The sequence below is a fragment of the Candidatus Pseudomonas phytovorans genome (genome assembly GCA_029202525.1).
Lineage (GTDB): Bacteria > Pseudomonadota > Gammaproteobacteria > Pseudomonadales > Pseudomonadaceae > Aquipseudomonas > Aquipseudomonas phytovorans.
Genome location: CP119325.1, coordinates 4,841,509 through 4,853,204 on the forward strand (window position 1 = coordinate 4,841,509; position 11,696 = coordinate 4,853,204).

The following is an 11,696-nucleotide window of genomic DNA, read 5'->3' on the forward strand; positions in this document are numbered from 1 at the left end:
GTGAGCGAGATCGATGCGCAGCAGTTGCTGAGGGCCTATCCCGGCTGGGTCGACTTCATCGAAGCCGGCACAATGACGCGAGGCCGCAACTATGCTGCGCAAGAGAGGGCACGCATCCTGTCGCAGCATGGCGCAACGATCGAAGCCATCTGCACGGGCTCGGCAGGCGAGACCTACCAGCAAAACATCCGGCTGGTCGTTAACCACGGGGACCTGCGCGTGTTTGGGCGCTGTACCTGCCCGGTTGCACTCAACTGCAAGCATTGCGTTGCGGCGCTGCTGCAATTGCAGGCCGCCCTCGACGCCACAGCTGCGCATGAGCACTCCGCCCTGTCGCTGCCACCGGACCTCAACCTGTGGGTTGAGGCCCTTGAGTCCCCCGCCCGACCCGCTACGCCTAAAGGGCCCGCGCGCAAAGGTCCGGCAATCTATTACCGTGTTCATGTGGATAACGGGCTCTGGCGACTCGAGCCGCTCAAAGGTACCCGTCAGGCCGACGACACGCTGAAGACCGGCCGCATCACATCAATGCCCGAGATGCTCTACTACACCCCTCGCTACGTCACAGAAGACGATGCCCGGCTTTTGCGCCTGATCGATGCCCGCAGCGAAACGATTTCGCCAACGGCGCAACTGGAAGGCAAGCAGGGCGGGGAGCTCTACAGCTATGCCCTGGCCACTGGCCGCCTGTTATTTGAAGACGACATGGCACCACTTTCCCCAGGCCCGGAGCTACAAGCCGAGTTCCGCTGGGTCAGGCTGGACAATGGTAGCTACCGCGGAGCCTGGTACCACAATGGTCACGAGCAGTTGCAGGCGGTGCCCATCGAACCCATGCACTATGTCGACCGGCAGCAGCGTTTGACCGGCACGCTACGCCACGACCTTGACCCCTTCATTGCCAGCCAGCTTGCGCGTGCACCCATCGTTCCCGAGCACCTGGTTATCCCCTTGAGTCATCGATTGAACGCTTTGAACCGTCACGTCCCCACGCCCACTGCCGTGAGCACAGAACACATCGAAGACATCCCGCCAAGAGGACGACTGACGCTCGGTAGTCTCGAATTCAGCGCCTACATGCCCAAGACCGGCCGTATGCAGCGGCAGATGCAACACCGCGCCGCACTGGCGTTCGACTACGACGACCTGCGCGCCAGCGGTAACGACGAAAAACCGCTGACCCGCCTGGTCGGCAACACCAGCCAGCGCATCCGCCGCCAGCCGCAGGCCGAGCAGGCGCTGCGCAAGGTGGTGCGCGAACTGGGTTTCAAGGCCGCTACCCGACAAAGCAAGGCCCTGCCCGACAGCGCCGGCGAAATGTTTCAGCTACCCGACGACGAAGCCTGGCTGCGCTTTGCCCGCGAAGGCCTGCCACGCCTGCGCGCAGCCGGCTGGGACATCGACATCCACCGCGACTTCGCCTTCAACCTGCAAGAGGTGGACGATTGGTACGCAACCATCGACGAAGCCCCTGGCCATGAATGGTTCGACCTGGAACTGGGCATCGTGGTCGAAGGCCAGCGCCACAGCCTGTTGCCGATCGTGCTGCAACTACTACGCAGCAGCCCGGAACTGCTGCGACCCAGCGAGCTGGCCCGGCGCAGTGACGACGAGCACTTGCTGATCGACCTCAACCGCGGCCGCCTGGATGCCCCGGCCTTGCGCGTCGCCCTGCCTTATGGCCGGGTGAAATCAGTCATGGCCACCCTGGGTGAGCTTTACCTGCACGAGCATGCCGCTGGCCCCGCGGTGCGCCTGGAACGTGCCGACGCGGCGCGCCTGAACGAAATCGAAGGCCTGCCGCTGCTCTGGGAAGGCGGCCAGCATGTACGCGACCTTGGCCGCCGCCTGCGCGATGCCCGCGACCTGCACGTGGAACCACCAGCCGGGCTGCAGGCCAGCTTGCGGCCCTATCAGCAACAAGGCCTGAACTGGCTGCAGGCACTGCGAGAAATGGGCACCGGCGGCATCCTCGGTGACGACATGGGCCTGGGCAAGACGCTTCAGGCCCTTGCTCACCTGCTTCTGGAGAAACAGTCCGGGCGCATGAATGCTCCGGCCCTGGCGGTGATGCCCACCAGCCTGATACCCAACTGGCTGGACGAAGCCCAGCGCTTCGCACCCGACCTGCGCGTGCTGGCACTGCACGGGCCGGGGCGCAGCAAGCATTTTGCCAAGTTGCAGGAATACGACCTGGTCCTGACCACCTACGCGCTGATGCCCCGCGACCTCGAACACTTGCGCGCTCAGCCCTGGCATGTACTGGTGCTGGACGAAGCGCAGAACATCAAGAGCAGCACCAGCAAGGCCGCCCTTGCCGTCTGCGAGTTGCAGGCCGCCCAGCGTGTCTGCCTGACCGGCACGCCGATGGAGAACAACCTGGGCGAGCTGTGGTCGATCTTCCACTTCCTGATGCCCGGCTGGCTGGGTGACCTCAAGCGTTTCAACCAGGACTACCGCACGCCGATCGAGCGCCACGGCGACAGCGAGCGCATGGCCCACCTGGCCAGCCGCATCCGCCCGTTCCTGTTGCGCCGTACCAAGGAGCAGGTGGCCACAGAGCTGCCCGCCAAGACCGAAATGGTGCACTGGGTCGAACTCAGCGACGCCCAGCGCGATACCTACGAGGCCGTGCGGGTGGCCATGGACCAGAAAGTCCGCGACGAAATCGCCCGCAATGGTGCCGCGCGCAGCCAGATCGTGATCCTCGACGCGCTGCTCAAGCTGCGCCAGGTATGCTGCGACCTGCGTCTGGTCAAGGGCGTGGAAAGCAAAGGCAACCAGGCCGACAAGGGCAAGCTGGGTGCGCTGCTGGAAATGCTTGAAGAACTGCTTAGCGAAGGCCGCCGGGTGTTGCTGTTCTCGCAGTTCACCTCGATGCTGGCACTGATCGAACAGGAACTGGAGAAGCGCAAGATCCGCTACAGCCTGCTGACCGGCGACACCCGCGACCGGCGCACGCCGGTGCAACAGTTCCAGAAAGGTGACAGCGAGGTGTTCCTGATCAGCCTCAAAGCCGGTGGCGTGGGCTTGAACCTGACGGCGGCAGACACGGTGATCCACTACGACCCGTGGTGGAACCCGGCCAGTGAAAACCAGGCCACCGACCGCGCCTACCGCATTGGCCAGGACAAGCCGGTGTTCGTGTTCAAGCTGATTACCCGGGGCACGGTGGAAGAGAAAATCCAGCTGTTGCAGCAGGACAAAGCGGCGCTGGCGGCGAGCCTGCTGGATGGCGGGCAGGCCGGGCAATGGCGCATGGGCGATGAAGAAATCGAGGCTTTGTTTGCCCCCTTGCCCGGGAAGCGCGGCCGCTGACAGCCAGTTCCGGCCTCTTCGCGGGGCAAGCCCGCTCCCACAGAAAAAGTACAGCCCTCAAGAGCGGTGCATTCCTGTGGGAGCGGGCTTGCCCCGCGAAGAGGCCGGCAAAGTCAATCGACCAACTGCGCCTCGCGCAACGCCCCCAGCGCCTCCAGCCACCTTGGCTGCTGGCGATAATCGGTACGGGCAAAGCCCTGCCCACGCATCCGCGCAATTCGCGGCGATGGCTTGACCTTCATCCGCTGCGCCGCACTCAGCGCCAGCTCCGCTGCCGCCCGGTCATTGCACACCAGGCCCATGTCACAGCCTGCGCTCAACGCTGCCTCGATACGGCTGGCCGCATCACCCACCACATGCGCACCCGCCATCGACAGGTCATCACTGAAGATCACCCCGTCAAAGCCCAGCTCGCCGCGCAGGATGTCCTGCAGCCAGCGCCGCGAGAAGCCGGCAGGCTGGTTGTCAACCTGTGGGTAGATGACATGCGCCGGCATCACCGCCGCCAGCTGCCCACTGAGGCGCGTGAATGGCACCAGGTCGGCCTGGCGCAATTGCTCAAGGCTGCGCTCATCGGTAGGGATGGCCACATGCGAGTCCGCCTCGGCCCAGCCATGCCCCGGAAAGTGCTTGCCACAGGCGGCCATACCCGCCGCGTTCATCCCCCGGATGAACGCCCCCGCCAATTGCGTGGCACGCAGCGGGTCACCCTCGAAGGCGCGGCTGCCGACCACAGCGCTGCGCTGGTGGTCCAGGTCGAGCACCGGGGCAAAGCTCAGGTCCAGGCCAACCGCCAGCACCTCGGTCGCCATCAACCAGCCGCATTGCTCCGCCAGGTATTCGGCATTGTCGTTGTCAGCCAGCGCACGCATCGCCGGCAAGCGGACAAAGCCCTGACGCAGGCGCTGCACACGGCCGCCCTCCTGGTCCACGGCCAGGATCAGTTCGGGGCGGATGGCGCGAATGGAAGCACACAGCTCACGCACCTGGCGCGGGCTGTCGATGTTGCGGGCAAAGATGATCAGGCCGGCCACTTCGGGTTGGCGCAGCAGGTGACGGTCTTCGGCGGTCAGCCATTTACCGGCGATATCCACCATCAGGGAGCCTTGGAGGCTGACGGGCATGGGTAATCCTTCATTGAAGACTGGACAGAAGCGCCGCTAGCTTAGCCCAAGCGCCCCGCTGCGCCCAGCCTTCAGGCCTTGGCCGTGGCAGTACCGCTCTTGGCGCGCGGGCGCAATTGCGCGGTGGCCATGGCCTCGTCGGTGACGCCGCTGTCGGCACGCATACCTGCGGCCAGGAACGGCACCATCAGGCGCATCACCTGCTCGATCGAGGTGTTGATGCCGAAGTCAGTTTCGGCAATTGCCCGCAGCGCCTTGATACCAGACATGCTGAAGGCGGCAGCGCCGAGCATGAAATGCACGCGCCAGAACAGCTCCAGTGGCGGAATACGCGGTGCGGCTTCGTTGACCAGCAGCATGTAGCGGCGGAACACCTTGCCGTACATGTCTTCCAGGTAACGCCGCAGGTGGCCCTGGCTCTGGCTGAAGGCCAGGCCCAGCAGGCGCATGAAGATCGACAGGTCATTATTGCTGCGCGGCTGTACGGCCAGTGCCTGCTCCACCAGCATTTCCAGCAGCTCTTCAAGGCTGGGTTTGTGCTCAGGCCTTGCCTGGCGGCGCTCCAGCTCCCTTTCGAGGCTGGCGCAGAACGGGCCGAGGAAGCGCGAGAACACCGCCTGGATCAGCGCTTTCTTGGAGCCGAAGTGATAGTTGACGGCCGCCAGGTTGACCCCGGCCTTGCTGGTAATCAGCCGCAACGAGGTCTCGGCGAACCCCCTTTCCGCGAACAACTGCTCGGCAGCATCGAGAATGCGTTCAACGGTTTCCGATTGGGCCATGACTACTCCGGGTACTCCGCCAGACAAACAGGTGTTTGAAACATACGTTTCAGCCCTGCGTCTGTCAAGGCTCGGTGACCGGGCGGTCGCCATTTAAAAGCCCCGGGCGGCAGGCTGCAAGCGCCATTGCTCAGGTTTATTGCGCCTTTTGGCTTGCAGCGCATCCAGTACTGTATATAATCCCAGTCACTGTACAAAAAGACAGAGCGCTCACCATGTTGAAACTGACGCCACGCCAAGCCGAAATTCTCGCGTTCATCAAGCGCTGCCTGGAAGACAACGGCTTCCCGCCGACACGCGCCGAGATCGCCCAGGAACTGGGCTTCAAGTCGCCCAACGCCGCCGAGGAGCACCTGAAGGCACTCGCCCGCAAGGGCGCGATCGAGATGACCCCGGGCGCCTCCCGCGGCATCCGTATCCCCGGCCTGGAAACCAAGGCAGAAGAAAGCGGCTTGCCAATCATCGGCCGGGTTGCTGCCGGCGCGCCGATACTTGCCGAACAGCACATCGAGCAATCCTGCAACATCAACCCTGCGTTCTTCCACCCCCAGGCCGACTATTTGCTGCGCGTACACGGCATGAGCATGAAGGACGTCGGCATCTTCGACGGTGACCTGCTGGCAGTACACACCTGCCGCGAAGCCCGCAACGGCCAGATCGTGGTGGCCCGCATCGGCGACGAAGTGACAGTCAAGCGCTTCAAGCGTGAAGGCAGCAAAGTCTGGCTGCTTGCCGAAAACCCCGAATTTGCCCCCATCGAAGTCGACCTGAAAGATCAGGAACTGGTGATTGAGGGCTTGAGCGTCGGCGTCATTCGCCGCTGATCCAGGAGGCGTCATGCAGCAGTTCATTCACGCACCCGAGCAAGCCCAGTTGCCACTGTTCGAAGCATTCCTCGCCCAGCCCGTACTACCGGGCCTGAAAGCCAGCGAACTGGCGCGCAAGAGCAACCAGCCCGAACTGTTCAGCGAACTGTCGCTGCGCGGCGCGCCCGGGCACTGCCAAAGCCTGCTGGCACCGGTACTGCGCGAGCTGAGTGAAGAGGACCAGGCCCGTTGGCTGACCCTGATCGCCCCGCCATCCAGCCTGACCCAGGCCTGGCTGCGCGATGCCGGCCTCAACCGTGAACGCATCCTGCTGCTGCACCCTCGCGGCAACCAGACCCCGCTGCAACTGGCCTGCGAAGCCTTGCGCCTGGGCCGCAGCCACACCGTGGTCAGCTGGCTGGGCAGCGTCAATGCCACCGCACGCCAGCAACTGCTACGCGCAGCCAGTACTGGAAACGCACAAAGCCTGAACATCCGCCTCGGCTGATGTTCAGGCTTTGCCTGTCACTTCATTAAGCCTGAAGCCCTGCTGCACCATCAGTGCAGCACACGCGGCCCTTCATCACGCTCAAGCTCGCCATCCATCAGGCGACCAGCCATCTGCACGCCCACACTGAGCATGGCCTTGGCCACCTCAACATGCTGACCCTGCAGGAACACCTTGGCGTCTTCCGAGAAATCCAGGGTTACCAGAGAGCCCTCATCCTCGGCGCGACGCAGTTCGATGCGGCCATCAGGCAACTCGACAATTTCCAGAAAAGACGTAGACATAAATGGCAGTTCTCCGCGAAAGGCCAATATTGTACCAGCCGTAACGGCTATCAGCACTCACTCAACGCGTCGCGGAAACGTCTCACCAACCCCTTGAGGTTGTTGCGCCAGCTTTCCAGTTCGGCATGCGACAGCGCAGGATGCTCGGGCTCATCGAGATTGACGGCCTGGATCAGTGGCTGGGTGACGTCGGTTTTCGGCGCCTTCCTGGCGACAGGTGGTCGGAACAAATCGGCATAAGCACTCAGCATTTGCGCCAGCCAGGTTTCACGCTGACGAGCCAGCTCCAGCAACTCGGCCACTTCCGGAATGGTGATGCCATTCAACGCGTCTTCGGCCAAGGCCTGTTCAACCGTTGCCACCACTGGCAGGCGATAGAAGGCGCCGATTTCATGGCATAGACCCAGCAGCGCGCCATGCAGGTGAAACAGCGCCGACTCGCGCTCAGCCTGAACCAGGCCTTGGGCATTCATGGCTTGGCCTTGCTCAGCTTTGGCCATGGACTCAAGAGCGAGGCCAGCGAAGAACAGTTTCTGGTTGGTGCGGGTATAGGTTTCCTGGGCCATTTCTGTGCCCTCCCATGAGGCTGCAAGGCGGATAGCTGCATCATAAATGATTGGGGCCGCAAAGCGGCCCCAATTACTACACCGAAGAATCAGCGCTTGTCTTCAACCTTCCACGCATTACCGTCGTAGAACGCCTTCCAGCCGGTCGGTTTGCCATCGACTTCGGACTGCACGTACTGCTCCTTGGTCTTGCGGCTGTAGCGGATTACCGCCGGGCGGCCATCCGGGTCTTTCTGCGGCGCATCGCACAGGAAGTGATACTTCGGGTCGATTTCGTGCTTGTGCGGCACGATTTCCAGTACCAACGGTGCACGTGTTTCGCGGTTTTTCGGGAACTGGCTGGCGGCCAGGAACAAGCCCGAAGCACCGTCGCGCAGCACGTAGGTGTCGTCGACCTTCTCGCACTTGAGTTCCGGCATGTCCACCTTGTCCATCTTCGGTGGCGCTGCTTCGCCGCTCTTGAGCAGCTTGCGGGTGTTCTTGCAGGTGGCGTTGGTGCAGCCGAAGAACTTGCCAAAACGGCCGGTTTTCAATTGCATCTCGCTGCCACACTTGTCGCACTCCAGGCTCGGCCCTTCGTACCCCTTGATGCGATAGCTGCCCTCTTCGATCTCGTAGCCAACGCAATCGGGGTTGTTGCCGCAAATGTGCAGCTTGTGCTTCTCGTCCAGCAGGTAGGCGTCCATTGCCGTGGCGCAGATCGGGCAACGGTGCTTGCCCAACAGCACGCGGGATTCCGATTCACCCTCGTCATCAGCGGCAATTTCGTCACCCGGCACCAGGTTGACAGTGGCCTTGCAGCGCTCTTTTGGCGGCAGGGTGTAACCCGAGCAACCCAGGAAAACACCCGTGGAAGCAGTGCGGATCATCATCGGTCGGCCACATTCCTTGCACGGAATGTTGGTCATGGTCGGCTGGTTGGCGCGCATACCGCCTTCGCTGGACTCGGCAGTCTGCAGCTTCTTGCTGAAGTCGCCGTAGAACTCGTCGAGCACGTTCTTCCAGTCACGCTCGCCCTGGGCGACGTCGTCGAGGTTCTCTTCCATGCCGGCGGTAAAGCCATAGTCCATCAGGTTGGAGAAGCTTTCCGACAGGCGCTCGGTCACGATGTCGCCCATCTTCTCGGAATAGAAGCGGCGGTTGTGCAAGGTCACATAGCCACGGTCCTGGATGGTCGAGATGATCGCCGCATAGGTCGACGGGCGACCAATACCGCGCTTTTCCATTTCCTTGACCAGACTGGCTTCGGTGAAGCGCGCCGGTGGCTTGGTGAAGTGCTGGCTCGGGTCGATCTGAATCAGCTTCAGCGCTTCGCCCTGGACCATCTCTGGCAGCACGTCGTCTTCGCCCGGTTTGCTCTGCTGTGGCAGCACGCGGGTATAACCGTCAAACTTGAGGATACGGCCTTTTGCACGCAGCTCGAACTCGCCGGCAGCCACGGTGACGCTGGTGGACAGGTACTGCGCCGGCGGCATCTGGCAGGCCAGGAACTGGCGCCAGATCAGCTCGTACAGGCGCTCGGCGTCACGCTCCATGCCACTGAGCTTGGTCGGATGGGTATTCACGTCGGACGGACGAATTGCTTCGTGCGCCTCCTGGGCACCCTCTTTGCTGCTGTATACCAGCGGCGCATCCGGCAGGTACTGCTTGCCGAACTCGCGCTCGATGTAGCTACGCGCCATGTCCAGCGCGTCGGCCGACAGGTTGGTCGAGTCGGTACGCATGTAAGTGATGTAGCCGGCTTCATACAAGCGCTGGGCCATCATCATGGTCTTTTTCACCCCGAAGCCCAGGCGGTTACTGGCCGCTTGCTGCAGGGTGGAGGTGATGAACGGCGCCGACGGCTTGCTGCTGGTCGGGCGGTCTTCACGCTTGACCACGCTGTAGCTGGAGGCCTTGAGCTTCTCCAGCGCGGCCATGGCCTGGGCTTCGTTCAGTGGCTTGAACGCCTCACCCTTCTCACGCGACACCTCGAAACGCACCTTGGCGTTCTTGGCGGTGCCGAGGTCGGCGTGGATCTCCCAGTACTCTTCCGGGATGAATGCGCGGATTTCGCGCTCGCGCTCCACCACCAGCTTCACGGCTACCGACTGCACACGGCCAGCAGACAGGCCACGGGCAATCTTGGACCACAGCAGCGGCGAAACCATGTAACCGACCACACGGTCGAGAAAGCGCCGCGCCTGCTGGGCGTTGACCCGGTGGATGTCCAGCTCGCCCGGCTGCGAGAAGGCCTCCTGGATAGCCTTCTTGGTAATTTCGTTGAACACCACGCGCTTGTAGCGGGTGTCGTCACCACCGATGGCTTCGCGCAGGTGCCAGGCAATGGCTTCCCCCTCGCGGTCCAAGTCGGTTGCGAGATAGATGGTGTCGGCATCCTTGGCCAGGCGACGCAGCTCTTCGATCACCTTTTCCTTGCCAGGAAGGATCTCGTACTTAGCCTTCCAGCCGTGATCCGGGTCGACGCCCATACGCGCCACCAACTGGCGACGGGCCTTTTCTTTCGGTGACAGGGCCGGAGCCTCACCCGCGGCCTTGCCACGCTTGGCGGCCGGCTCTTTGCTTGCGCTGGCCGAACCGCTGGTGGGGAGGTCTCGGATATGGCCGATACTCGACTTCACCACGTACTGGTTGCCCAGGTACTTGTTGATGGTCTTGGCCTTGGCCGGGGATTCCACAATGACCAGCGATTTGCCCATGGATCGGAGTATTCCTGAATCTGAAAATGAAAAACGCGTCAGGTGCCAGACGCGGCACCGCTATATATAGTGGCAAAAGTGTGAGGTCAAGCCCGGACGATCACTCGTGCGACTTGCCCAGCATGCCAGGCAGCCCTTCTTCGGCCTTGACCAAAGCAAAGCGTGGCACCTGCTCGCCGTCAACCTCGACAGACTCCTGGAACATCAAAAGGGGGCGTACCCAGAAGCTGTAATCACCATACAGGCATTGGTAGAACACCATCCACTCTTCGTTCTCGGAGTGCCGCGCAACGCTGAAGACACGGTACTCAGGCCCTTTGTAATGCCGGTATACGCCTGGTTGTATCTGCATGTTGCCCACCCTCTTGAATAAATCCTGTAAAAGCAAAACCGGGGCACAAGGCCCCGGTTGCTGTCCCGCAACGCGATCAGACGCGTTCGAAAACAGTGGTGATACCTTGGCCGAGGCCGACGCACATGGTCGCCACCCCCAGGGTACCGCCATTCTGCTTCATGACGTTGAGCAGGGTGCCCGAAATACGTGCCCCGGAGCAACCGAACGGGTGGCCCAAAGCAATGGCGCCGCCGTGCAGGTTAACCTTCTCATCCATCTTGTCGAGCACTTTCAAGTCTTTCAGCACCGGCAAGGCCTGCGCCGCAAAGGCTTCGTTGAGCTCGATGAAGTCGATGTCGGCCATGGTCAGCCCGGCACGCTTGAGCGCTTTCTGGGTCGATGGCACCGGGCCGTAACCCATGATTGCAGGGTCGACACCGGCCACCGCCATCGAACGGATCACCGCCAATGGCTGAATACCCAGGTCCATCGCGCGCTGGCCAGACATGACGATCATGCACGAAGCGCCGTCAGTGATCTGCGACGAGGTACCGGCAGTGACGGTGCCGCCTTTCGGGTTGAACGCGGGCTTGAGCGACGCCAGGCCTTCGAGGGTGGTTTCCGGGCGAATGGTTTCGTCGAAATCGAACACCTTCAGGAAGCCGTTCTCGTCATAGCCCTGCATCGGGATGATCTCGTCCTTGAACTTGCCTTCGACCGTGGCCTTGTGGGCCAACTGGTGCGAACGCACGCCGAACAGGTCCTGCTGCTCACGGGTAATGCCGTGCATCTTGCCGAGCATTTCCGCAGTCAGGCCCATCATCCCGGAAGCCTTGGCAGCATGCAAGGACAGGTGCGGGTTAGGGTCGACGCCGTGCATCATGCTGACGTGGCCCATGTGTTCCACGCCACCGATCACGAACACATCGCCGTTACCGGTCATGATTGCCTGGGCAGCGGTGTGCAGCGCGCTCATCGACGAGCCGCACAGGCGGCTGACGGTCTGCGCTGCGGATGTGTGCGGGATCGGGGTCATCAACGACGCCATGCGGGCGATGTTCCAGCCCTGCTCCAGGGTCTGGTTGACGCAGCCCCAGATCACATCCTCGACTTCTTTCGGGTCGACTTTGCCGTTGCGTTCCAGCAGTTTGCTGATCAGGTGCGCCGACATATCTTCGGCGCGGGTGTTGCGGTGCATGCCACCCTTGGAGCGGCCCATTGGTGTGCGACCGAAGTCGACAATCACCACGTCTCTTGGATTCAGGCTCATATCAAATC

General features: G+C 62.3%; 10 protein-coding genes. 3 read left to right on the plus strand and 7 right to left on the minus strand.

The window, feature by feature from the left end; translation table 11 throughout:
- Nucleotides 1-3,318, plus strand: coding sequence for a DEAD/DEAH box helicase (locus tag P0Y58_21270; protein ID WEK29412.1), 3,318 nt, complete (start codon nt 1-3; stop codon nt 3,316-3,318).
- A gap of 113 nt (nt 3,319-3,431) precedes the next feature.
- Here the strand turns inward: P0Y58_21270 and nagZ are convergent, their stop codons facing one another.
- Together nagZ and P0Y58_21280 are read right to left on the minus strand one after the other, a co-directional pair.
- Nucleotides 3,432-4,442 (minus strand): beta-N-acetylhexosaminidase, encoded by a 1,011-nt coding sequence (nagZ, locus tag P0Y58_21275; GenBank protein WEK29413.1) that lies wholly within the window; start codon nt 4,440-4,442, stop codon nt 3,432-3,434.
- A gap of 71 nt (nt 4,443-4,513) precedes the next feature.
- Complete coding sequence (locus P0Y58_21280) at nt 4,514-5,221, minus strand: TetR/AcrR family transcriptional regulator (protein ID WEK29414.1); 708 nt, start codon at nt 5,219-5,221, stop codon at nt 4,514-4,516.
- Nucleotides 5,222-5,436: 215 nt separating this feature from the next.
- On the opposite strand from P0Y58_21280, the gene lexA reads away from it, so the two are divergent.
- Nucleotides 5,437-6,045 carry a transcriptional repressor LexA gene (lexA, locus tag P0Y58_21285; GenBank protein WEK29415.1) on the plus strand — a complete coding sequence of 203 codons (609 nt, stop codon included), beginning with the start codon at nt 5,437-5,439 and terminating at the stop codon, nt 6,043-6,045.
- Nucleotides 6,046-6,058: 13 nt separating this feature from the next.
- Entirely contained in the window at nt 6,059-6,535 is a 477-nt protein-coding gene (locus tag P0Y58_21290) for a SulA-like leucine-rich domain-containing protein (protein WEK29416.1), read from the plus strand.
- A gap of 50 nt (nt 6,536-6,585) precedes the next feature.
- Here the strand turns inward: P0Y58_21290 and P0Y58_21295 are convergent, their stop codons facing one another.
- From P0Y58_21295 to fadA, 5 genes are all read right to left on the minus strand, one after another.
- Nucleotides 6,586-6,819: a hypothetical protein gene (locus P0Y58_21295; protein WEK29417.1), complete on the minus strand. Its 234-nt coding sequence runs from the start codon at nt 6,817-6,819 to the stop codon at nt 6,586-6,588.
- A 50-nt stretch (nt 6,820-6,869) separates the two neighbouring features.
- Nucleotides 6,870-7,385: a PasA protein gene (locus tag P0Y58_21300; GenBank protein ID WEK29418.1), complete on the minus strand. Its 516-nt coding sequence runs from the start codon at nt 7,383-7,385 to the stop codon at nt 6,870-6,872.
- 89 nt (nt 7,386-7,474) lie between these two features.
- Nucleotides 7,475-10,084 (minus strand): type I DNA topoisomerase, encoded by a 2,610-nt coding sequence (gene topA / locus P0Y58_21305; protein WEK29419.1) that lies wholly within the window; start codon nt 10,082-10,084, stop codon nt 7,475-7,477.
- Nucleotides 10,085-10,184: 100 nt separating this feature from the next.
- Nucleotides 10,185-10,436 carry a DUF1653 domain-containing protein gene (locus tag P0Y58_21310; GenBank protein ID WEK29420.1) on the minus strand — a complete coding sequence of 84 codons (252 nt, stop codon included), beginning with the start codon at nt 10,434-10,436 and terminating at the stop codon, nt 10,185-10,187.
- A gap of 76 nt (nt 10,437-10,512) precedes the next feature.
- A complete protein-coding gene (gene fadA / locus P0Y58_21315; protein ID WEK29421.1) occupies nt 10,513-11,688 on the minus strand; it encodes an acetyl-CoA C-acyltransferase FadA in 1,176 nt (391 codons plus the stop codon).
- Between the last annotated feature and the right edge of the window lie 8 nt (nt 11,689-11,696).